This window comes from Arcobacter vandammei (genome assembly GCF_016106035.1).
In the GTDB taxonomy this organism is placed as follows: Bacteria; Campylobacterota; Campylobacteria; order Campylobacterales; family Arcobacteraceae; genus Aliarcobacter; species Aliarcobacter vandammei.
On the sequence record NZ_JADKPZ010000005.1, the window covers coordinates 101,049 to 123,135 of the forward strand.

Here is a 22,087-nt window from a genome sequence, read left to right on the forward strand (position 1 = left end):
AACTCAATAGTAGAAATTTTTAAATGAAAGAGTAAATCTTTCATTTAAGTAAAGCGTAAATTTACGCGTTATTTTCGATGTATGCTATTGCATCAGCAACAGTTAAGATTTTTTCAGCATCTTCATCAGGGATTTCAATGTCGAATTTTTCTTCTAAAGCCATTACAAGTTCAACAACATCTAGTGAATCTGCACCTAAATCTTCAATGAACTTTGAATCTTCTTTAACTTCAGCTGGATCGCAATCTAATTGCTCTACAACAACCGCTTTTACATCATCTAATAATGCCATTTTTAATTCCTTTTATAAAATTGTCCTAAAATTATATCAAAAAAGTTTTAAAAACCCTTTTAATTTTCTAAAATTATAATTTAAAGCTTAATTTAAACGTATAATCCACCATTTACTTTTAAAATTTCACCTGTAATATAGCTTGAATGGTCACTTAGTAAAAATGCCACAGCATCAGCTATTTCACTTGGATTTCCAAATCTTGAAAGAGGAATATTTCTTTCATATTCAGCTTTTACTTCATCTTTTAATAAATTTGTCATATCTGTTTGAATAAATCCAGGAGTTACAGCATTATATCTAATATTTCTACTAGCAGCTTCTTTTGCAAATGATTTTGTCATTGCATTTAATCCACCTTTTGAAGCAGAATAGTTCACTTGACCAGGATTTCCCATCTCACCAACAATAGAAGAGATATTTACAACAGAGCCAAATTTCTTTTTACCCATAACCTTAATAGCTTCTTTACATCCAATAAATGCAGATGTTAAGTTTGCATCAATTACACTTGTAAAATCTTCAACACTCATTCTAAGAGCTAGTTTATCTTTTGTTATTCCTGCATTATTTACTAAATATGATAACTCTCCATCACTATCAACAATAGTTTTAATTGCATTTACAAACTCTTCTTCAATACTTACATCTGCTTTAATTATTGCAGCTGTTCCGCCATTTGCTTCGATTTGTGCTTTTACAACCTCTGCTTCTTCAATTTTACTTCTATAGTTTATCCAAACTTTAAGACCATAACTTGCTAATGTTTTAGCAATTTGGGCTCCAATTCCTTTACTAGCACCCGTTATTAAAACATTTTTTCCAGAAAATTTCATTCTCATCCTTTAAATTTTTATTTTATTGTAGCAATATTTTTATTAGATTAAACGCCTCTTTTATTATTCCATACTCTAATATGTAATCTATCGGAGTATTTAAAACCATATTTTATAGCTAAATTAATAACTTCAAGAGAGTTTTCATCAATTTTTTTGGCACTATCACCAAGTGGCATTAAAAAAACTTCACATTTTGGAATATCTTTTAAAATATCTTGAATTTCAAGAATTGCACTATCTAAAAAATCATCCCCAATTACAAATTTTAAATAAGACTCTTTTGAATTTGAAAGAATATTATTTAAAGTTGTTTTATTTACTCTTTTTTTTAGTTTTTCAAGTGAATTACTTAATTTTACACTCATTGAAAAAAGAATTTGCTTTTGATAATCTTCACTTAATTCAATATTTAATGAAGCATTTGTCTCTATTGTAACTTTATGACCATTTTCTATATAGTGTTTTAAAAGTCTTTGAAACTCAATATTATTCCAATATAAAAGTGGTTCACCACCTGTTATTACAATATCTATTTTGAAGTTATAATTATAAGAGATTAGTAAATTATTAATTTTTGAAACTATATCTAAATATGAGTTATATGAATTCCAAGAATCTCTAAACTCTGTATCAACTGCATAGTATGAGTCACAAGCAAATTTTTTTTTGCCACTTGGAGTTTCATACTCTACATTAAATCCTACACATTTAAAATTACATTTTCCAAATCTAATAAAAATTGATGGTGTTCCAACTAATTTTCCTTCACCTTGAATAGTTGGACCAAAAATCTCATTAACTTCCAGCATGAAAAGTGCTTTTACTTTTTGGAGTCTCTAAAAACTCTATTTTTGATACTTTTACATTTAGTTTATTCATTTTCTCTTGCACGATTTTATGAAGCCAAGCAGATAAATTTTCACTTGTTGGAACAAAATCTACAATAATAAAGCTCTCATATAGTTCTAAAAATTCATCTTTAAAAGCTGAACAATTTACAATTTTGTAGCCCTCTTTAAACTCAATTAAATCTTTTTTATCTATATTTGGAACGAAAGTGCTAAAAAGTGGGTCATTAATATCAATAATAAATTTATGATCAAGAACATCATCTAAAAATTTCTTAAACCAATTTAAGTGTTTAAAATCTGTAACCATTGCATTTTTTAGTTCACTTGATTTTAAATATACTAAAACCTTTCCTTGATGTCCATGAAGATGTCTGCAAACTAAACAAGCATCCAAAGAGAACTCAGAGTTTAAAGCCTGAGTCCAAACCCTATGACCATAACAAAAATCAAACTCTTTTGATATTTCCCACATTAAATTTCCTTTTTATATTTTATTGGATCTATAATATTTGCTATTTTAAATCCATTTAATCTAAGCCTACAAGAGTCACAAACTCCACAGGCTTCATTTTCTTCTTTATAGCAAGACCAAGTAAGATTTATTGCTACATTTAATTTTATAGATTCTTGCACAATTTGTGCTTTGCTTAAGTGTACAAGAGGAGAAATTATTTTTATATTAGTCTCTTCTTTTGTACCTTCATTTATTGCATTTTGCATTTTATCTATAAAAGAATCACTACAATCAGGATAACCTGAACTATCTTCTTCTACAACTCCAATATACATGGCACTTGCACCTTCTTTTTCAGCAATTGCACTAGCAATACTTAAAAAAATCCCATTTCTAAATGGAACATAAGTAATAGGAACAATGCCTTTTTCAACACCAGATGTTGGAACTTCGATTGATGAGTCTGTTAGTGCATTTGCACCAAGTTGTTTGAAAAATGGAATATCAATTTCATATTTCTCTAAAACATTTAACTCATTGCAAATATCTCTAAATGCTTTTAACTCTCTATCTTGTGTTCTTTGTCCATAGTTAAAATGAACAGCAATTAACTCATATCCGCTATTTTTTGCAATGTATGAACTTAGAGTTGAGTCCATTCCACCACTTAAAATAACAACTGCTTTTTTTATTGAACTATTATTCATATACGAAAAAATCCTTGAATTGTTAAAAAATATTAAAAATGTAAACTTATAATTACTTAGATATAATAGCAAAAAAATTTAAAAGAGAGATAAACTATATGGAAATTATGGAAGATGCAATTTGGGCACATATTTATGCAATATATATTTTTTTAGGAATTATGCTGTTTAATTTATACTCAGTTATTACGGAAAAAGATTTCCTAAGTTTAGCAAAAAGATTAAAATTTATGACTCCTGTTTATCACTTATCAAATGCAGTTGTGATTTATACAGGAACAATAGTTGCTTTTTATGCACATATGTTTAGTTTTAAAATTGCATTAATGATTCCTACTTCAATTTTTCTTCTAGTTATTGAGATAAAAAGATATAAAAAACAAAGAGTTATTAAGAGTGATAATATAAAAGCACAAGAGGATTTTTATGCTTATGCAAAAAAGATTTATATAATTGAAATAGCTGTTTTATTGGCTGTATTTACAGTTTCAAAAATATTATAAAAAAGGTTTTTTATGCAATTTATTTTTGAAGAAGATGCAAAAAATGAGTTTTTACAAATCAAAGATGAAAATTATAACTATTTAATAAAAGCTAGAAGAAAAAAAATTGGCGATGAAATAAATATAAGAAATTTAAGTGATGATTTTTTATATAGATATAAAATTGTAAATGTAAGTAAAAAAGATTTAAGTTTAGAACTTATATCAAAAGATGAAAAAAGTGTTGAAGCTAGAAAAACTTTACATCTTATTTGGTGTGTTGTTGATCCAAAAACTATTGAAAAAAATATAGCTTCACTTAATGAACTAGGAGTTGATAAAATAACTTTTGTTTATAGTGAATTTTCGCAAAAGAATTTCAAAATAAATTTAGAAAGATTGGAAAAAATATTAGTTAATTCTTCAAGTCAATGTGGAAGAAGTAGTATTATAAAACTAGAACTTGAAGATAGTTTTAAAAATATTTTAGAAAAGTATAAAGATTTATATATTTTAGATTTTTCAAACTCTTTAATTGATGAAAAAAAAGATAGTATAGCTACTTTACTAATTGGACCTGAAGGTGGATTTTCACAAAATGAAAGAGAGTTATTTAAAGAGTTTAATATTGTAGGATTTAATTCAAATATAATATTAAAATCTGAAACAGCTCTTATAAGTGCAAGTGCAAAAATTTTGATATAAAATTTAGTTTTAAATAAAATTCAAGAAAATAAAAAAGGCTATGAAGATTTCTTCATAGCCTTTTTTAATGAGAAAAGAGGTTCAAATTAATGAACATCTCTCCATCTACTTGCTTTCCATAAGAATGCAAATATTGCGAAAATCACTAAATAAATTAGGAACTTAGGTCCTAGTTCTTCTCTTTGATCTTTTTTAGAATCTCCAACTTCTTCAAGATATTTAATAACTTGAGCTTGAGAATCAGCTGTTAAACCAACTCTTGGCATAGCTGTACCTTCAAGTTGTTTTTGAGGATCATTTATAAATGTTTCTAAATAATCTGCCCCTCTACTTCTGATATATTGTGATAAATCAGGAGGTAATTTACCCATATAAGTTTTTATATCATTATGTGCTGTAAATGATGACATAGAACCACCCTTCATATCAGCATATTTAATATCATGACATCTTTGACAAGCATCAGTAAATATCTCTTTATTTGTCATCTCTTTTGGAGCAATTGATTGTAAATATGCAACCATATCTGCAATTTCTTGTCCTTGCATCCAGTCATAACCTGGCATTGGATGAACTTTTCCATCTACAAATTTATGAGAAGTTTTTGTAGCAAGAGCTGGATTCTTAATAAATGCAACTAAATACTCTTTTGAATATAGTTTTCCAGCACTTCCTAAATCAGGTGGAGTTACACCATAAGCTGCACCTGCACTTGCATTATCCATAATTTTTGGGAAACCTTTTGATTCAATACTGTGACAAGCTGTACAGTTAGTTGTAACTAAAGTTTCTCCATTTGTTATATCACCAGTTGCACTTAATGCATCTTGATTACTTGCCCAAAAATCATTTATTGTTTGATTAAAAGTTGTAACTTCTTCTAAAGTAGCAGTTGCACCTTTAATAGATTTTTCATTATTTGATTTTTTTGCTTCTTCTAAAGCTTTAGTAGCTTTTTCTACATTTTCTTTTGCACTAGTTTTATCTGCTTCTTCAAATTTGAAATTAGCAGGGCTTACATGCGGATGCATTTCAGAGTGAGCATATGGCTCAACTCCCCAGTAAGTAATAAGTGTAAGAGCTACTACTACTGCTAATATTTTTAATTCTCTCATGTCTTATCCTCTTCTTTTTGCATCAATTTTTGAAATAACTGGAAGTAGAACAAATAATAGTATAAATATAACTGCTGCATAGAATCCTACCCAAGCATTTGTACCTGTTGGAGGAAGTTTTCCATATACAGTTAATACAATTAAATCTGCCATTAAAATCCAGAACCAAATAAAGAACAATGGTCTTTTGTGTGCTGGTAAAATTTTTGTATCTCTATCTAACCAAGGTAAAACAAAGAAAATACCATTTGCAAATGCAAATGCAATTAGACCAATATCAAATGCTTTTATACCTGCAATATCAAAGAAGAATCCTCTTAATACTTCATATGACCATAAGAAATACCATTCTGGATAGATATGTGCTGGTGTAACCATTGGATCTGCTGGATCAAAGTTTACTGGATCCATCGCAAAGTTATAGTGGAAGAACACTAAGTAGAAGTAGAAAATTAAGAATATTCCAAGAACAGCTAAATCTTTAGATATAAATATAGGCCAGAAAGGAATAACTTTTGACTCTTTTTTCTTACCACTTAAATATTTCTCAGCTTCAGCATCAAAATCAATTTCTTCAGCATTTTGATTATTTACGTGAGGAATTCTTAATGTATAGAAGTGTAATCCAATTAATCCCATAATAGCGATTGGTAATAAGAATACATGTAACATAAAGAATCTTGTAAGTGTTGCATCAGCAACATTAAAATCTCCTCTAATCCAAACAACTAGTGCATCTCCAATAACAGGAACTCCACCAAATAAGTTTGTAATAACCATTGCAGCCCAGTAAGACATTTGTCCCCAAGGAAGCATATATCCAGAGAATCCAGCAGCGGAAAATGTAACAAATAGTAACATTCCAGAGATCCAAATCATCTCTCTACCTTGCTTATATGAACCATAATAGATACCTGTAAGCATATGAATATAGATAATTAAGAAAACAACAGAAGCTGCAACTCCATGCATATGTCTAAATAACCAACCAAAAGCAACTTCTTGCATAATTGTATAGTTTACAGAGTCAAATGCTAAGGCAACATCAGGTTTGTAGTACATCATTAAAAATAATCCAGAAATTACTAAAATACCGAAAGTTGTAGCTAGTAAAACACCCATTGCCCATAAGAAATTTATATCTTTTGGAATCCAATATTCAGTCATCATAACTTTATTGAAAGTTGTTAGATTTAACCTTTGGTCTAACCACTCACCAACAGAGTTAGCTTTTTCAAATTTTGCCATTGCTTACTCCTTATGCCATCATCGCACTAGCGATTTGTTTATATTCTGGACCTTCATTTCCAAGAACTATAGTATTCCCTTTTACTTCAAAAGGAGGTAAGTCTAATGGTCTTGGTGGTGGACCAAATATTTGTTCTCCACTTGCATTAAACTCTCCACCATGACAGGCACATTTCCACTGATCTTTCTTCCAAGCAGGAATACACCCAAGGTGAGTACAAAGACCAATAGCAACAGTATATCTATCACTTCCTATTACTAAATCTCTTTTAGCATTTTCCATATCAGCAGTTTTCTTTAAAACAAAGATTGGTTTTCCTCTCCATGTAAAAGTTTCTGGTTCACCAGCTTTTAATGTGCTTAAATCAACCTCTGTAAATCCACCAGCTAAAACGCTTGGAAGTGGATCCCATACCTGCTTCATACCATACAAAGATGCGGCTCCTCCAACTGCAGCAACTGCAGCAAATGAGTAGCCAATAAAATCTCGTCTATTTGTATTATTAGACATATTTGGCTTCCTTTTTTTAAAATTAGAATCAGGCTTGATTTTAATATAAAGATTCTTAAGAATTATTGATTTGTATCAAAAATTAAATGAAAGATTAACAGAATGTGTAAAAATAGTTGATTTTTTATGAATTATTTAAATAATTCTTATTAGAAAATCTTATGATTTCCTAATAAATTTAATAATTTCGCTTTCAATATCTGTTTTTTCTATTACAAGATTATGAATAGTTTTTGCAGAAAATAGCTCTTTTATACTTTGTGGCAATTTGGCATTAAATTTACTACTTATCTCTTCTAAAGCCTCTTTATCACTATATTTTTTGCTATCTTGTTTTAGAGCATTTAGTACTGTTGGAGAAAATTTTGTCCACTCAGCCGTTGAATATATAACTGTTTTTAGAGGTTTATCTCTTAACTCATTATAAGCTTTTATACAAGTTGCTGTGTGTGGATCCATTAGGTATCCATTATCTAAAAACTCTTTGATTGTATTGTTACCAAAAGTATCATTACTAAAAGTAGCAGAAAAATACTTTTGTAACTCTTTTGTCTCATCTGCTGTCATGGTAAAGATATTTTTACTATTTAAATCTTCCATTAACTCCTTTGTTCTAGCACTTCCGAATAAGTCATAAATAACTCTTTCAATATTTGAAGATTTAAGAATATCCATAGCAGGAGAACGAGTTAGCTTCAAGCTTTTTTCTCTAATATCATAAACTCCTGTTTTTATCCACTCTGTAAGAATATTATTTTCATTTGAAGCAACTAAAAGCTTTTCAACTGGTAATCCAAATTTTAAAGCATAGTAAGCACCTAAAACATTTCCAAAATTTCCACTTGGAACAACTAGGTAAATTTTTTCACCATTTTTAATTGCATTTTGTCTAAGAAGTTCCAAATATGACCAAAAATGGTAGATAATTTGGAAAATAATTCTTCCAAAGTTTACAGAATTTGCAGCACTTAATTTGATATTCTCTTTTTCAAGTTCAGCTTTAAAGCTACTTGAAGCCAAAAGATTTTTTAGTGCATTTTGTGCATCATCGAAGTTTCCTTTTATTCCTAAAACTTTTAAATTTTTTCCACTATCACAAACCATTTGAAGTCTTTGAACATCGCTAGTTCCACCATCTGGATATAGACAAACAACTTGAATATTTTTTTTATCTCTAAAAGTATTTAAAGCAGCTGGTCCTGTATCTCCGCTAGTTGCTGCAAGGATTAAATAGTTCTCATCTTTCTTTTGTGCAATTGAGCTAAAAATAGAACCAAAAGGTTGAAGTGCCATATCTTTAAAAGCACGAGTTGGTCCATGATACTGCTCATTTACAAATAAATCATCTTTTACTTTTACAACTGGGCTAGGATTTGATTTATCGTCAAAATTATCATATAAATTTAAAGCTTTTTGTATCTCATTATCATCTATATCAATTTCAAAAGCTTTTAAGATATCAAATGCTAACTCTTTGTAAGATTTATCTATATGATTTTCTATAAAATTTTCACCTAAATTTGGCAAAGATTTTGGTACATAAAGTCCACCAAAAGAGCTACTTGGATTTAAAATAGCTTCACTAAAACTTACCTCTTTTGGTTTAATCCCGTCGTTTCCTCTTGTTTCTATAAAACTCATCTAAAATTCTCCTAACTATTAAGTAATTTTTCTATATCAATTCCATTATTTGGATTATCAACTCTTATAAATTGTGTTCCTATTCCATCACTTGTAAAAAGTTCAAGTAATATTGAGTGTTCAACACGACCATCAATAATGTGTGCCTTATTTACACCACTATGAATAGCTTCTATACAAGAATCAACTTTTGGAATCATCCCACCAGCAATTGTGCCATCTTTTTTGAACATCTCAACATTTGCTTTATCTAAAGTTTGGATTAACTCACCACTCTTATTTAAAACCCCAATAGTATCAGTTAAAAAGATAACTTTTTGAGCTTTTAGTGCCATGGCAATTTCACAAGCAGCAACATCTGCATTTATATTATATCCTGGGTGATTTGGCTCATCTCCATTTGCAATAGGTGCAATTACAGGGATAAACCCTTCTTTTATTAAGTTGTGGATTAATTCACCATTTACAGAAGTTATATCTCCTGTGTAACCAAATTTTCCACCATCTTTTGGAACAGCTTTTATAATTCCACTATCTTTTCCAGATATTCCAATAGCTTTTGCACCGTGAAAGTTTAGTAAAGAAGCGATATTTTTATTTATCTCTCCACTTAAAACCATTTCAACAACTCTCATACTCTCTTTACAAGTAACTCTGTAACCATCTACAAAAGATGAAGGAATTTCAAGTTTTGTTAAAAGCTCTGTAATTCTAGCTCCACCACCGTGAACAACAACAGGTTTTATACCTAAAAGTGTAAGTAAAACTATATCTTGAGCAAATTTCTCTTTTAAGTCATCGCTAGTTTGTGCTGAACCACCATATTTTATAACTATTATTTTTCCATAAAATTTTTTGAAATATGGAATAGCATCTATTAGAGTTTGAACTTTTGAATTTGTTTGTGCCATACAAAATCCTTGTAAATTTTAAAGCTTAAATTATAGCTAAAAATGGCTTTTAAAAAGAAATATAGTAAAATCAATTTATGGAAAAATATTTAGCATTAAAAGCCAGTGCAGGAAGTGGAAAAACTTTTGCCCTAACAGTTCGATATATTAGCTTACTTCTTCTTGGTGCAAAACCAAATGAGATTTTAACTCTAACTTTTACAAATAAAGCAGCTTTAGAGATGAGCCAAAGGGTATTTAATACCTTACAAACTTTGGGTGATGATGAAGCATATTTAAGTGAGATTATAAAAGTATCAGGTTTAGATAAAGAGCAGATTTTAGGTAAAAAACCATATTTAATAAAACTTTTTACAAATGATAGTTTGAGTATCTTTACTATTGATAAATTTGTAAATAAGATTTTGAGAGAGTTTAGTGGATATATTGGAATAAGTGATGATTTTAAGATTTTAAATGATGATATTGAAGTTTTAAGTTATAAATTTTTACAAAGTTTAGATGAAACTAGCTTTCGTGAACTTGTTGAATTTTCTTTGTATGAAAGAAAAAAATTTAATTCAATATTTGATTTATTTAAAATCTTAATAGAGAAAAATGAGAAGATAAATCCAATAGAAATAGATGCAAAGCTGCTAAATATTGTAAAAGATGATATTTTACAAAAAGCTTTTAAAATAAAAGAGCATATTTTAAACTGCCCAAATGCAAGTAATAGTGCAATTAAAGCTGTAAGTTTTACAAATTTTGATGAGTTATTTGATAATACTTGGATTGAAAAAGATAGTATTTATGATTATAGTTATTTTAAAAAATGTGCAAATGATGAGATAAATAGTGTTTTTATGGAGCTAAAAAGTGGATTTTTAAACTATTATAAAATAAGAGCAAGTTACAGTCTAAATAAGATTTTTAAACTCTATTTAAATTTTAAAGAGTTTAAAAAAAGCTTTAATATTGAAAAAAACTACTTTGAGTTCAACGATATTTCAAATTTAGTTTTTGAACTTTTAAGTTCAAAAATAAATAGAGATTTCCTATATTTTAGACTTGATAGCACTTATAATCATATTTTAATAGATGAGTTTCAAGATACTTCTATTTTGCAATATAAGATTTTAAAACCTTTGATTGATGAGCTTATAGCTGGAGATGTAGAAAAATTTAAGACTTTTTTCTATGTAGGTGATCCAAAACAGAGCATTTATAGGTTTCGTGGTGGAAAAAGAGAGCTGTTTGATTTTGTTTTAAAAGAAAATCAAACAATAAAGCTTGAAAATCTAAATACGAATTATAGATCTTGTAAAAATATTATAGATTTTGTAAATAACACTTTTTTAAATTTAGCAAATTACGATTATATAAATCAAGAGAGTGTAAGAAATGGTGGTTTTGTAGAAGTTATTGTAGATGAAAATTTGCAAAATGAAGATAAGTTTTTAGGTATTTTAAACAAAATAAAAGAGCTATTAAATAGTGGAATAAATGAAAACGATATTGCTATTTTGTGTTATACAAATAGTGATGTTTTAGAACTTTTTTACTACTTAAAAGAGAGTTTACCAGAGCTTAAAATTAGAACTGATATGAGTTCCAAATTAATAAACCAACAAAATGTAAAAGCTTTGATAAATGCCATAAAATATATCTATTTTAAAGAAAATATATATAAAGAGAATTTCAATGCTTTAATTGGAAAGAATATAAATAGCGAGTTTATTTTTGATATAAATTTAGATGAATTAGGTGTTGAAAAGATTTTATATATTGTTTCAAAATATTTTTCTATTCTTGATGAAAATATTATAAAATTAATAGAGTTATCTTCAAATTATTTAAATATTGTTGATTTTGTTTATGAGATTGATAAACTTGATAGTAGTATTGAAAATAGTGAGAATTTAGGGCTTCAAATACTTACAATTTTTAAATCAAAAGGTTTGGAATTTCACACAACAATTTTACTTGATAGAATAAAAAGAAAAAATCACGATAAAAGCTCTTTGCTTTTTGAGTATGAGAATATAAACCTAAAAAATATTTACTATAAAATTTCTGGTTATGAAAATTTCGATAATAGTTATAAAATAGCTTTAGATAAAGAGAAGAGTTTAAGTCTTGATGATGAAAAAAATGTTCTTTATGTAGCACTAACAAGGGCAAAAAATAATCTAATAATCTTTAAAAAAGAGAAAAATAGTGTTTTTGATATTTTAAATTTAAGCCCTTTTGCTCTTGGAACTTTACTTTTAAGTCAAGGTATAAAAAATATAGAAAAAATTGAGAAAATATCCTATAAAGCTCTTGATTTAGGTAAGCAAGAGATAAAAATCTCAAATCTTGATGATGAAAATCTTGTAAACAAAGAGCTTCTAAAAGCAAAATATTTTGGTCTTGCAACTCACTATACTTTGGAGATGATGAGCAATTTCACAAAAGATGCTTTAAAACATAGTTTAGGGTTATCTAAAACAAAGTATTTTAACTATTTAGATGAGATGGATTTTATAAGAGTAGAAAAAATTGTTAATAATTTAGTAGAAAATTCAGATTTTCAAGCTTTGATAAATAAGAGCCAAATTGTAAGTGAACAAGCACTTATCTATAATCAAGAGTTAAAAATTCTGGATTTGCTTTTATATAAAGATGATAGATTTATAATAGTTGATTATAAAACTACAACAGAGATTCTAGCTTCTCATAAAGTGCAAGTTAGCTACTATAAAAAGGCAATTTGTGAGATTTTTGATACAAAAAATGTAAGTGCTTATTTGATTTATTTAAAAGAAGATAGCATAAAATTTTTGGAAGTTTAGACAAAATATCTAATAGAAGCAAAACCATAAGCTTTTGTATCTTTTAAAAGTTCTATTTGATTTTGAGAGATTATTCCACCAAGAGCTATGATTTTTAAATTTGGAAAATTATTTATAACTTCTTCTAGCTTTTTTATTCCTTTTGCTTCACCTTTGTTTGGAGTATCAAAAATAGGTGAATATGTAGCAAAATCTACACTTTTTTTATATGCTAGTTCTAGTTCAGTTTCATTGTGGCAAGAAATAGCCGTAAAAAGATTTAAACTCTTTGCAAACTCTATTTTATCAAATTGAGTAGAGTTTAGATGAACTCCACAAAAGCCCAGTTTTTCTGCTAATTCTATATTCGAATTTATCAAAATTCTAGGCACTTTAAACTCTTTGCAAATATCTAAAAATATTTTTGCCAACTCTTCAAAATTTTGCGAACTTTTATCTCTAAAACAAGCAACATCAATTTTGTGATTTTTTAAAACTTCTGTTAGTTTATTTCTAAATTTATCTTTATCATTTGTGAAATATTGTGGGTCACTTATTAAATAAGATTTTAAATTTTGCATAATTTTTCCAATAAAAAAAGGGAATAAGTCAAGCTTATTCCCTTTATAGTTTTTTAAGAAACTTCTTAATGATGTTCTTCTTCCATCATGATAGATCCAGCTATGTAAACATAAGTAAGGATACTAAAAATAAATGCTTGTAAGAAACCAAATGCAGTTAATAGGAAAAACCCTGGTAATGGTAAAATCCAAGGAACTAGCATTAATAGAACCATTAAGAACATATCATCTCCTCTAATTGATCCAAATAACCTAAAAGATAGAGAGATAATTCTTGAAATATGAGAGATAATCTCAATTGGGAACATTAAAGGAGCTAAAATTGGCATAGGTCCCATAAAGTGTTTAAAATAGTTGATAAAACCATTTTTCTTAATACCTAAATAGTTATAGTAAACAAATACTATTAAAGCCAAAGATAGAGTAAAGTTGATATTTGAAGTTGGTGCTTCAAATCCTGGAATAACACCTATCATATTACTTATAAAAATAACTAGAGCTAATGAACCAATTAATGGCATATAAATTCTAGCATTTTTTTCTCCCATAGTATCAGCACCCATGCTAATAATACCACCAACAAATGTTTCCATAACATTTTGGCTTCCAGTTGGAACTAGTTGTAATTTTCTAGTAGCCATTCTTGAAATTAAGAATATAATTCCAATTACTAAAACAAAGTGAGATAAAATTATCCACTCTTGTCCATGACCACCAATTGCTCCTAAGAATGTAAACAATCTTCCTTCCATTTTCTTCCTTTTTTCTTTTATACGATTACTAAATTATGCAATGATTATAATATTTGTTTTCTAAAATCTTCATAAATATATAAAATTAATTTAAATTTGTTTAAATCTATACCCGTTTTGTTTCAAATTTTCTCTTATTAACTCTTGATGTTCTTCGCCTTTTGTTTCAAGAGCAATAGTTACATGTGCTTCTCCAAACTCCAGTTTTAAAGAGTTTCTATCAAAATCTATTTGTACAATATTTGCTGAGCAAGAAGTAAAAATCTCTGTTAATCTCATTAAAGCACCTGGTTTATCCATAAGTGTTACAATTAAATTCATTTTTCTGTGAGATTTGATTAAACCTTTTTCAATAATTAGTGAAAGCATTGTAACATCGATATTTCCACCACTTACAACTGCACAAACTTTTTTATTTTTAATATCAACTTTGTCATGCATTATTGCTGCAACACTTACAGCTCCCGCACCTTCAACAATTAGTTTGTGACGTTCAAGTAGAAATAAAATCGCATTTGCAATCTCATTTTCACTTACTTCAACTATTTCATCAACATATTCTAAAATAATATCAAGAAGTTTTGGAGTAACATCTCGCACTGCAATTCCATCTGCAATAGTTCGCACACTACTTGAATCTATTGGAGTTCTTGCTTCAAAACTATCTTTCATACCTCTTGCACCACTTGCAACTACACCAGTTATTTTGATGTTTGGGTTTTTCGTTTTTGCAGCAATTGCAACTCCTGCGATTAATCCACCACCACCAATTGGCACAATAATATGTTCAATATCTTCAATATTTTCTAAAATCTCTAAAGCAATAGTTCCTTGACCTGCGATTACTTCATCATCAGCAAAAGGGTGAATAAACTCTTTGTTTTGTTCTTTTGCAAATTTTATAGCTGCTGCATAAGCTTCATCGAAGTTTTCACCAGTTAAAACAACATTTGCACCATAAGATTTTACACCACTTACTTTTGTAAGTGGTGTTGCTTCTGGCATAAAAATAGTTGCTTCGCAAGAGAAGTGTTTTGCAGCAAATGCTAATCCTTGAGCATGGTTTCCTGCACTTGCAGCTACAACTCCAGCATCTCTTTTTTCACTACTTAGCATAGCAACTTTGTTAAATGCACCTCTTAATTTAAAACTACCTGTTGTTTGAAGATTGTCCTCTTTTAGGTATATTTCTGCATCTTTTTGCACACTTAAAACAGGAGCTTTCATAAGTGGAGTTTTTGAAATAGTATTTTCTAGCCTTTTTTTGGCATCTATAATATCATTTAGTGTAATCATCTTTTTTGTCTTTTCTTGAAAATTTTGTGCAGATTTTATCAAAATATAGCTTTTTTACTTGTTATAGCACTAATTTATTATTTTATTGATACTAGATTTTATAATTAGTTTATATTCTTAGATATTTCCTCTATAAGTTCATAAGTTTCGATTTTATTATCTAAAATCTCTTTTGGAGTTCCGTCTTCTTTTTGGTTTTTATGTCCGTTTTTATGTGCTGGGCTTTTTTGATAGTTTGAAAAAGCATCTTTACTTTCCCAATATATTTTAAAAATACAAGTGTCGAACTCACTATTTTTATCGTTTTTCAAATATTCCATTTTTACAAAACCATCTGCACTTTTTAGTGCATCATTTCCCAAAAATTTTGGGCTTAAAATATCTAAAAAACCTTTTTCTACTTTAAAACTTCTTAATACTATAAACATAATTTATTCCTATTTTTTTAAATTGAAATTGGATTTTATCAAGATAGTATTAATGTAATATTTCAAAGAGTCTTAAAAAAGACTCTTTATTTTTGATTTATTTTCCTTGTTTTACTACTCTTACAGCTTCAACCATATTTTTTAGGCTCTCTTTTACTTCTGGCCATTTTCTAGTTTTAAGCCCACAATCTGGATTTATCCATAGTTGCTCTTTTGGTAAAACTTCAACCAATGCTTTGATTTGTGCTACCATCTCTTCAACACTAGGAACTCTAGGACTATGAATATCATAAATCCCTGGTCCAATTTCTTGTTTATATGCTACATCTTTAAAGATTCTTAAAAGTCTATTTCCACTTCTTGCAGTTTCGATTGATATAACATCAGCGTCCATAGCTTCGATTGTTTTGATAATATCATTAAACTCACTATAACACATATGTGTATGAATTTGTGTATCAATTTTTGCACAACTTACACTAAGTCTGAAGTTTTCAACAGCCCAATTTTCATAAGCTTTGATATTTTCAGCTCTTAAAGGATAACCCTCTTTAAATGCAGCTTCATCTACTTGAATCATCTTAATTCCAGCATTTTGTAAATCATCAACCTCTTTATTTATTCCTAAAGCGATTTGTTTTGTTACTTCGTTTCTAGCAATATCATCTCTTACAAATGACCAGTTTAAAATTGTAACTGGACCTGTAAGCATTCCTTTCATAACTTTTGAAGTTTTGCTTTGAGCATATTTTATCCACTCAACTGTCATAGGGTTTGGTCTTGAAACATCTCCAAAAATAACTGGTGGTTTTACACATCTACTTCCATAAGATTGTACCCAAGCATTTTGTGTGAATGCAAAACCACTCATTAGCTCTCCAAAATACTCAACCATATCATTTCTTTCAGGCTCTCCATGAACTAAAACATCAAGCCCAATCTCATCTTGAAATGCTACACAATCATCAATATATTTTTTAATCTCTGCTTCATATTGCTCTTTTGAAATAGCATTTGCTTTAAATTGTTTTCTATTTTCTCTTATTTCAGGTGTTTGTGGGAAAGAACCAATAGTTGTAGTTGCAAGTGCATCATAACCAAAGAACTCTCTTTGAACTTTTATTCTATCTTGGAATTTATCAGCTCTTTGCTTTACTTTTAGGTTTTTTATCTCATCTTGAATTGCAAGATTATGAATTTTTGAAGATACTTTTCTTTTAGCATTGTCTTGTTTGTTTTTTTCTATATTTGCAACATCTTCTAAAGATAGTTTTGAGCCAAAAAACTGTTTTGAAACTAGATTTAACTCTTTTAATTTTTCATTTGCAAATGCTAACCACGATTTTATTTCACTATCAAGTTTCTCTTCATATTGTAAAGTAAAAGGAACATGTAAAAGTGAGCAAGAAGTCCCCACGATAATATTTTCTTTTGAAACAGTTTGTGCGATTTTGTTTAATAAACTTAATTTATCTTCAAAGTTACTTTTCCAAATATTTCTTCCATCAATTACTCCAGCAATTAAAACTTTATTTGAGTTTTTGATAATTTCAAGAGCTTCAAGGTTTTTTGCTCCATGAATAAAATCAAGACCTAAAGCCCAAATTGGAGTATTTACTAAAACTTTTGTAGCTTCATTTGAGTGTTCAAAATAAGTAGTTACTACTATTTTAATATTAGAAGATACAGTTGCTAAAGCATCATAAACTGGCTTTAAAAGTGATAAAAATTTTGGCTCTAAATCTTTTACAAATAGTGGCTCTGCAAACTCAACAACTACTTCTTCATCAAGTTTTGATATCTCTTCTAAAAGCTCTTTATAAACTGCTACAACACTATTTATATGTGCAAAAACATCGCTATTATCTACACTTTTTGAAAGCCCTAAATATGTAATTGCTCCAATTAAGTTGATTTTTGTATTAATTTCAAGCTCTTTTGCTTCTTTGTATTCGCTTATTACTTTTTTAGAATTTAGTGCAAATTTTGTATCTTTAGAAATTTCAGGTACGATATAGTGATAGTTTGTATTAAACCATTTTGTCATCTCCATAGCTACACAATCTTGATTTCCTCTTGCCATTGCAAAATATTGTTCTTCATCTTTTAAGTGTTGAAATCTTTGTGGAATTGCTCCTAATAAAATTGAAGTATCAAGCATATTGTCATAAAGTGAGAAATCATTTGAAGATATGAAATTTATTTTTGCCTCTTTTTGGTAAGTCCAGTGTCTTTTTCTTAAATTCTCAGCAACAAATTTTACTTCACTAAAATCAACTTTTTTTGCCCAAAAGTCTTCTAAAACTTTTTTTAACTCTCTTTTTTCTCCAATTCTTGGAAAACCTATAACATAATTTTTACTCATTTTAATATCCTTATTAATAATAATTTAATTTTCTACTTTTTAGTAGATAACAGAACTTGAAATATGTATAAAAATCTTATTAATCTTGTTTTAAATCCTTTTGCAAAAGACTTTGACTAAATGTACAAAATTGTCTTTTTCGGACTTAAAAACGATTTTTTATAAGATTTTTCTAGTAATACTGAAATTGGATTTGTGGAGGATGAACACCAGTTCTTCTAAAAGCAAAAAATGTACAATAAAATGGACATCTAGGAATAAATTTGAAAAGTTTTACAGCAAGTGCTGTTTTTCTTCCAAAAAAGCAGTCGCAATGACAAGGTTTGTTTGTTTGAACAGTGCAAACACTTAAAAGTAGCTCATCAAGTGGTGGAGCTTCTTCCTTATCTTCATTTGAAATTTTTAAGTTTGAAATAATCAAAGATTTACAAGCACTAGCAGTTTTGTGCAATTTTACAGCACTTGAATGTGCTTGAATTGAAGCAAGTGAAAAATATTTTTTTCCAAAACCTTTAACTTTCAAAAAATTTCCTTATATAATATTAAGGTGAAACTTTAGGAAAAATAAACTTAATAATAAGTAAAACTAAATATGGTACTATTTCACACAAAATTTTAGGACGGTTTTAAACTTTGAAATTCACATTTGTAACACTTTTCCCAAATTTAATTGAAGGCTATTTTCAAGACTCAATACTTAAAAGAGCAGTAGAGTCAAATTTTATATCTTATGAGTTTTACAATCCACGAGATTTTACAACAAACAAACACAAAAAAGTAGATGATACAATGATTGGTGGAGGAGCTGGAATGCTTCTTTTTTGTCAGCCACTTTTTGATTGTCTTGATGAGATAAAAAGAAAAGATAAAGATGCCTATATTATATTTCCACTTGCAGCTGCAAAAACATTTACTCAAAAAGATGCAAAAAGATTGGCAAATAAAAAAAATATAGTAATGGTAAGTGGAAGATATGAGGGAATTGATGAAAGAGTTATTGAAAAATATGCTTCTGAGGTTTTTTCTATTGGAGAATATATCTTAACTGGTGGAGAGTTAGCTTCACTTGTAATGGCAGATTCTATTGCTAGAAATGTGCAAGGAGTGCTAGGAAATGAGGTTTCACTAGAAGTTGAAAGTTATGAAAATAATCTTTTAGAAGCTCCTTCTTTTGCAAAACCAGAAAATTATGAAAATTTAATTGTGGTTAAAGAATATTTAAAGGGAAACCATAGTAAAATTTGCGACTTAAAATTTCAGATGTCCGTTTCTAGGACGAAATACTATAGACCTAATAAGGAAAAAAGATGAAAAACAGATATATAGCAAGTTTTGAAGCAACTCAAATAGCTTCAAAAGAAGTTCCAGCATTTAGAGCAGGGGACACAGTAAGACTTGGTGTTGAGATTAAAGAAGGTGAGAAAAAAAGAGTTCAAACTTTCGAAGGTGTAATTATTGGAAGAGGTGGAAATGGTGTAGATGCTACTTTCACTATTAGAAAACTTGGAGCAAATAGTGTAGGTGTTGAGAGAATTTTCCCACTATACTGTGAATCATTAAAATCTTTTGATGTAATCAGAAAAGGAAGAGTTAGAAGAGCTAAACTTAACTACTTAAGAGAGTTAAAAGGTAAAGCTGCAAGAATTAAAGAGCTTAAAAGATAATTAAGGATTTTTCCTTAATTACTTATTTCTAAAAATATCTTTAAATTTTCAATCAAAAAGATTGTAAATCTTCAAAACAAAGGAAACTTTTGTTATCAGAAATCATAAATTTTATTGTTGAAACTGTAGGAAGCTTAGGATACTTTGGTATCTTTATAATGATGTTTATTGAAAGCTCATTTATAATACCTTTCCCATCTGAAGTGGTTATGATACCTGCTGGATATTTGGCATATAAAGGTGAGATGAATATATTTTTAGTAATACTTTCTGGAATTTTAGGTTCGCTTTTTGGTGCTTTATTTAACTACTATTTAGCTATGAAATTAGGAAGAAAATTCCTTATAAAATATGGAAACTATGTTTTTATTAAAGTTGAAACTTTAGAAAAAATTGAGAAATTTTTCAAAGAACATGGTCATATATCTACATTTTTTGGAAGATTAATCCCTGTTGTAAGACAATATATATCACTTCCTGCTGGTTTAGCAAAGATGAATTTAGCTAAATTCTCACTATACACAACTTTAGGTGCTGGAATTTGGATGATAGTTTTAGCATATTTGGGTTATTTTTTGGGAGAAAATCAAGAACTTATAAAAGATTATCTGCATCAAATTATAATTGTAATTTTAATAATAATCGCAATAAGTAGCTATATTTACTACAAAAGAGTAAAAATAAAACAAAAATGAGAAGAGTGTTTAACAAACTAATTGATATATTTTTAGTTATTTTAGTCTTAATTTATATCGTTTTTGAAGAGTTGGTTTGGGAAAAAATAGCTAAACCTATTTTAAATATCTTCTCTAATTTTATCTTACAATTTCAAATTGTTGAAAAAATAGTTTTAAAAATCAAGAGTCTAAACAGATATTTAATTCTCTTTATATTTTTAATATTTTTCACAATAGTTGAACTTCTTGGAGTTTATGCTGCAATAGTGTTTGTTCAAGGATATATTTCTTTGGCTATTTTTATATATTTGCTAAAACTTCCACTTGCTGTTCTTATTTTATGGTTTTTTGATATTACAAAAGAGAAACTACTACAATTTAGATGGTTTGAAATAGTTTATGAAAAACTAATTTATCTGAAAAATAGAATTAAAAATTCAAAAATATATCTTTTGATTTATGAGAAAATTGCAAGTATAAAAGAGTATTTTAAAAATAATTTCACTTTTTCAAAACACTCTTTAAAAGATAAAGTTATAAAAATTTATAAAATACTAAAAGCTAAAATTAAATTTTAGCTTCTATAAATCTATTATAAACAAGATTTTATAAGTTTTATTCCTTTTTCAATATCTTCAAAACTTGAGTGTGTATAGTTAAATCTTATTTCACTATTTGGGGTTTTGTCTATATAAAACTGATTTGCAGGAACATAAACAACCTTTTTCTTTAAGCACTCTTGAACTAGGGTAAAAGTGTCAATCTTACTATCAAAACCACCATATAAAAACATTCCACCTTTTGGAACTTCGTGCTTAAACTCTGGCATTATCTCTTTTAATTTTTGTGAGAAAAACTCTGCTTTTGATTTGTAATTATCTCTTATATTTTGTAAATGCTTCTCATATTTCTCTTCACTATTTAAATATTCAGCCAAAACATACTGCACAAAACCGCTAGAGTGTAAATCAATGCTCTCTTTTATAATCATAAGTGATTTTATTTTCTCTACACTAGCTCTTATCCAGCCAATTCTATAACTAGGAACTAAAGTTTTTGAAAAACTTCCTAAATGAAATGAGTTATTTGGAATTTTTGCACTAATATATGACATCTTTTCTTCAAAATATAGTTCACTATATGGACTATCTTCTATTAAAATTCCATTTTGTTTTTCAACTATTTTTGCTATTTCTTCTCTTTTTTCTAAGCTATAAGTTGTTGAACTTGGGTTTTGAAAATCAGGAATTAAATATGCTAGTTTTGTTTTATCAAAATCTTTTTCAAAATCTTCTACATTTATTCCATCATTTTCTAGTTTTACTCCACTCATTTTTAGATTATTTAATCTAAAAATATTCATAGCACCCAAATATGATGGTTCTTCAATAGTGATATTTTGATTTTCAAAAAACTTAGCCAAAATATACATAGCTTGTTGGCTTCCTGTTGTGATTAGAATATTATCTTTTGTTGTAGGAAAGCCTTGTTTTGTATATCTTTGTGCTATTTTTTCTCTTAAACTCTCTATTCCGTTGCTTACAGTATATTGATAAACTTTTGGATTATCAATAATTTTTAAAGTTGCCTCTTTTAAATCTTCTACTGGAAAAAGATTTGCACTAGGTAGCCCACCTGCAAAAGAAATAGTGTGTTCATCAATTGCTTCTAAAATTTCTCTTATAAATGACCGCTTCATAATTTTGAATTCCTTAATTTTTTTAAAATTCTACATAAAAAAAAATCTTTATACTTTACATAAAATGCTTTTAT

Annotated in this window: 24 protein-coding genes; 7 read left to right on the top strand and 17 right to left on the bottom strand. The window is 28.1% G+C overall.

Annotation, left to right across the window (positions count from 1 at the left end; translation table 11 throughout):
• Positions 1-61 precede the first annotated feature (61 nt).
• The 5 genes from acpP to queC form a co-directional block, all read right to left on the bottom strand.
• Complete coding sequence (acpP, locus tag IQC44_RS04130) at positions 62-292, bottom strand: acyl carrier protein (protein WP_024775682.1); 231 nt, start codon at positions 290-292, stop codon at positions 62-64.
• 92 nt (positions 293-384) lie between these two features.
• Positions 385-1,128 carry a 3-oxoacyl-ACP reductase FabG gene (gene fabG, locus IQC44_RS04135; RefSeq protein WP_198305044.1) on the bottom strand — a complete coding sequence of 248 codons (744 nt, stop codon included), beginning with the start codon at positions 1,126-1,128 and terminating at the stop codon, positions 385-387.
• Positions 1,129-1,175: 47 nt separating this feature from the next.
• A complete protein-coding gene (locus tag IQC44_RS04140; protein ID WP_198305046.1) occupies positions 1,176-1,940 on the bottom strand; it encodes a 7-carboxy-7-deazaguanine synthase QueE in 765 nt (254 codons plus the stop codon).
• Positions 1,927-2,454: a 6-carboxytetrahydropterin synthase gene (locus tag IQC44_RS04145; protein WP_198305048.1), complete on the bottom strand. Its 528-nt coding sequence runs from the start codon at positions 2,452-2,454 to the stop codon at positions 1,927-1,929. The genes IQC44_RS04140 and IQC44_RS04145 overlap by 14 nt, the downstream gene beginning before the upstream one ends.
• Positions 2,454-3,143 carry a 7-cyano-7-deazaguanine synthase QueC gene (gene queC / locus IQC44_RS04150; protein WP_198305051.1) on the bottom strand — a complete coding sequence of 230 codons (690 nt, stop codon included), beginning with the start codon at positions 3,141-3,143 and terminating at the stop codon, positions 2,454-2,456. Before queC ends, IQC44_RS04145 begins: the two co-directional genes overlap by 1 nt.
• A gap of 98 nt (positions 3,144-3,241) precedes the next feature.
• On the opposite strand from queC, the gene IQC44_RS04155 reads away from it, so the two are divergent.
• Positions 3,242-3,646, top strand: coding sequence for a hypothetical protein (locus IQC44_RS04155; RefSeq protein WP_198305053.1), 405 nt, complete (start codon positions 3,242-3,244; stop codon positions 3,644-3,646).
• A gap of 12 nt (positions 3,647-3,658) precedes the next feature.
• Positions 3,659-4,330: a 16S rRNA (uracil(1498)-N(3))-methyltransferase gene (locus IQC44_RS04160; protein WP_198305054.1), complete on the top strand. Its 672-nt coding sequence runs from the start codon at positions 3,659-3,661 to the stop codon at positions 4,328-4,330.
• Positions 4,331-4,416: 86 nt separating this feature from the next.
• Here IQC44_RS04160 and IQC44_RS04165 read toward each other — a convergent pair whose 3' ends face one another.
• From IQC44_RS04165 to argB, 5 genes are all read right to left on the bottom strand, one after another.
• Complete coding sequence (locus tag IQC44_RS04165) at positions 4,417-5,445, bottom strand: c-type cytochrome (protein WP_198305055.1); 1,029 nt, start codon at positions 5,443-5,445, stop codon at positions 4,417-4,419.
• Positions 5,446-5,448: 3 nt separating this feature from the next.
• Complete coding sequence (locus IQC44_RS04170) at positions 5,449-6,693, bottom strand: cytochrome b (RefSeq protein ID WP_198305056.1); 1,245 nt, start codon at positions 6,691-6,693, stop codon at positions 5,449-5,451.
• 10 nt (positions 6,694-6,703) lie between these two features.
• The gene (locus tag IQC44_RS04175) at positions 6,704-7,204 is read right to left on the bottom strand and encodes a Rieske 2Fe-2S domain-containing protein (protein ID WP_198305061.1); all 501 of its coding nucleotides are present in this window, start codon (positions 7,202-7,204) and stop codon (positions 6,704-6,706) included.
• Positions 7,205-7,363: 159 nt separating this feature from the next.
• A complete protein-coding gene (gene thrC, locus IQC44_RS04180; protein WP_198305063.1) occupies positions 7,364-8,845 on the bottom strand; it encodes a threonine synthase in 1,482 nt (493 codons plus the stop codon).
• A gap of 11 nt (positions 8,846-8,856) precedes the next feature.
• Positions 8,857-9,756, bottom strand: a complete 900-nt coding sequence (gene argB, locus IQC44_RS04185) for an acetylglutamate kinase (protein WP_198305065.1) — start codon at positions 9,754-9,756, stop codon at positions 8,857-8,859.
• 77 nt (positions 9,757-9,833) lie between these two features.
• Between argB and IQC44_RS04190 the strand changes: the two genes are divergently transcribed.
• Positions 9,834-12,572: a RecB-like helicase gene (locus tag IQC44_RS04190; RefSeq protein ID WP_198305067.1), complete on the top strand. Its 2,739-nt coding sequence runs from the start codon at positions 9,834-9,836 to the stop codon at positions 12,570-12,572.
• On the opposite strand, the gene IQC44_RS04195 is transcribed toward IQC44_RS04190, so the two are convergent.
• The 6 genes from IQC44_RS04195 to IQC44_RS04220 all read right to left on the bottom strand — a co-directional run bounded on the left by IQC44_RS04195 (position 12,569) and on the right by IQC44_RS04220 (position 18,496).
• Positions 12,569-13,132: a thiamine phosphate synthase gene (locus IQC44_RS04195; RefSeq protein WP_198305069.1), complete on the bottom strand. Its 564-nt coding sequence runs from the start codon at positions 13,130-13,132 to the stop codon at positions 12,569-12,571. The genes IQC44_RS04190 and IQC44_RS04195 overlap by 4 nt on opposite strands.
• Before the next feature lie 65 nt (positions 13,133-13,197).
• Positions 13,198-13,884: a F0F1 ATP synthase subunit A gene (locus IQC44_RS04200; protein WP_198305070.1), complete on the bottom strand. Its 687-nt coding sequence runs from the start codon at positions 13,882-13,884 to the stop codon at positions 13,198-13,200.
• A 90-nt stretch (positions 13,885-13,974) separates the two neighbouring features.
• Positions 13,975-15,180, bottom strand: coding sequence for a threonine ammonia-lyase (ilvA, locus tag IQC44_RS04205; RefSeq protein ID WP_198305125.1), 1,206 nt, complete (start codon positions 15,178-15,180; stop codon positions 13,975-13,977).
• 104 nt (positions 15,181-15,284) lie between these two features.
• Positions 15,285-15,608, bottom strand: a complete 324-nt coding sequence (locus IQC44_RS04210) for an antibiotic biosynthesis monooxygenase (protein ID WP_198305072.1) — start codon at positions 15,606-15,608, stop codon at positions 15,285-15,287.
• Positions 15,609-15,705: 97 nt separating this feature from the next.
• Entirely contained in the window at positions 15,706-17,973 is a 2,268-nt protein-coding gene (gene metE / locus IQC44_RS04215) for a 5-methyltetrahydropteroyltriglutamate--homocysteine S-methyltransferase (protein WP_198305073.1), read from the bottom strand.
• A 172-nt stretch (positions 17,974-18,145) separates the two neighbouring features.
• Positions 18,146-18,496: a hypothetical protein gene (locus IQC44_RS04220; protein WP_198305074.1), complete on the bottom strand. Its 351-nt coding sequence runs from the start codon at positions 18,494-18,496 to the stop codon at positions 18,146-18,148.
• A 110-nt stretch (positions 18,497-18,606) separates the two neighbouring features.
• Here IQC44_RS04220 and trmD point away from each other — a divergent pair, with 110 nt between their 5' ends.
• From trmD to IQC44_RS04240, 4 genes are all read left to right on the top strand, one after another.
• A complete protein-coding gene (gene trmD, locus IQC44_RS04225) occupies positions 18,607-19,284 on the top strand; it encodes a tRNA (guanosine(37)-N1)-methyltransferase TrmD (protein WP_198305075.1) in 678 nt (225 codons plus the stop codon).
• A complete protein-coding gene (gene rplS, locus IQC44_RS04230) occupies positions 19,281-19,637 on the top strand; it encodes a 50S ribosomal protein L19 (RefSeq protein WP_198305076.1) in 357 nt (118 codons plus the stop codon). Before trmD ends, rplS begins: the two co-directional genes overlap by 4 nt.
• Positions 19,638-19,726: 89 nt before the next feature.
• The gene (locus IQC44_RS04235; protein WP_198305077.1) at positions 19,727-20,332 is read left to right on the top strand and encodes a DedA family protein; all 606 of its coding nucleotides are present in this window, start codon (positions 19,727-19,729) and stop codon (positions 20,330-20,332) included.
• Between the two features lie 5 nt (positions 20,333-20,337).
• Positions 20,338-20,892, top strand: a complete 555-nt coding sequence (locus IQC44_RS04240) for a hypothetical protein (protein WP_198305079.1) — start codon at positions 20,338-20,340, stop codon at positions 20,890-20,892.
• Between the two features lie 14 nt (positions 20,893-20,906).
• On the opposite strand, the gene IQC44_RS04245 is transcribed toward IQC44_RS04240, so the two are convergent.
• Positions 20,907-22,013, bottom strand: a complete 1,107-nt coding sequence (locus tag IQC44_RS04245; RefSeq protein ID WP_198305081.1) for an aminotransferase-like domain-containing protein — start codon at positions 22,011-22,013, stop codon at positions 20,907-20,909.
• Between the last annotated feature and the right edge of the window lie 74 nt (positions 22,014-22,087).

Bases quoted from the DNA above. Each gene is read 5' to 3' on its own strand.
- IQC44_RS04170 (WP_198305056.1), bottom strand. From the start codon at position 6,693: ATGGCAAAATTTGAAAAAGCTAACTCTGTTGGTGAGTGGTTAGACCAA.
- IQC44_RS04200 (WP_198305070.1), bottom strand. From the start codon at position 13,884: ATGGAAGGAAGATTGTTTACATTCTTAGGAGCAATTGGTGGTCATGGA.
- IQC44_RS04155 (WP_198305053.1), top strand. From the start codon at position 3,242: ATGGAAATTATGGAAGATGCAATTTGGGCACATATTTATGCAATATAT.
- rplS (WP_198305076.1), top strand. From the start codon at position 19,281: ATGAAAAACAGATATATAGCAAGTTTTGAAGCAACTCAAATAGCTTCA.
- IQC44_RS04195 (WP_198305069.1), bottom strand. From the start codon at position 13,132: ATGCAAAATTTAAAATCTTATTTAATAAGTGACCCACAATATTTCACA.
- IQC44_RS04145 (WP_198305048.1), bottom strand. From the start codon at position 2,454: ATGTGGGAAATATCAAAAGAGTTTGATTTTTGTTATGGTCATAGGGTT.
- IQC44_RS04190 (WP_198305067.1), top strand. From the start codon at position 9,834: ATGGAAAAATATTTAGCATTAAAAGCCAGTGCAGGAAGTGGAAAAACT.
- ilvA (WP_198305125.1), bottom strand. From the start codon at position 15,180: ATGATTACACTAAATGATATTATAGATGCCAAAAAAAGGCTAGAAAAT.
- IQC44_RS04210 (WP_198305072.1), bottom strand. From the start codon at position 15,608: ATGTTTATAGTATTAAGAAGTTTTAAAGTAGAAAAAGGTTTTTTAGAT.
- thrC (WP_198305063.1), bottom strand. From the start codon at position 8,845: ATGAGTTTTATAGAAACAAGAGGAAACGACGGGATTAAACCAAAAGAG.
- fabG (WP_198305044.1), bottom strand. From the start codon at position 1,128: ATGAAATTTTCTGGAAAAAATGTTTTAATAACGGGTGCTAGTAAAGGA.
- IQC44_RS04175 (WP_198305061.1), bottom strand. From the start codon at position 7,204: ATGTCTAATAATACAAATAGACGAGATTTTATTGGCTACTCATTTGCT.
- IQC44_RS04140 (WP_198305046.1), bottom strand. From the start codon at position 1,940: ATGCTGGAAGTTAATGAGATTTTTGGTCCAACTATTCAAGGTGAAGGA.
- IQC44_RS04245 (WP_198305081.1), bottom strand. From the start codon at position 22,013: ATGAAGCGGTCATTTATAAGAGAAATTTTAGAAGCAATTGATGAACAC.
- acpP (WP_024775682.1), bottom strand. From the start codon at position 292: ATGGCATTATTAGATGATGTAAAAGCGGTTGTTGTAGAGCAATTAGAT.
- IQC44_RS04165 (WP_198305055.1), bottom strand. From the start codon at position 5,445: ATGAGAGAATTAAAAATATTAGCAGTAGTAGTAGCTCTTACACTTATT.
- argB (WP_198305065.1), bottom strand. From the start codon at position 9,756: ATGGCACAAACAAATTCAAAAGTTCAAACTCTAATAGATGCTATTCCA.
- metE (WP_198305073.1), bottom strand. From the start codon at position 17,973: ATGAGTAAAAATTATGTTATAGGTTTTCCAAGAATTGGAGAAAAAAGA.
- IQC44_RS04160 (WP_198305054.1), top strand. From the start codon at position 3,659: ATGCAATTTATTTTTGAAGAAGATGCAAAAAATGAGTTTTTACAAATC.
- queC (WP_198305051.1), bottom strand. From the start codon at position 3,143: ATGAATAATAGTTCAATAAAAAAAGCAGTTGTTATTTTAAGTGGTGGA.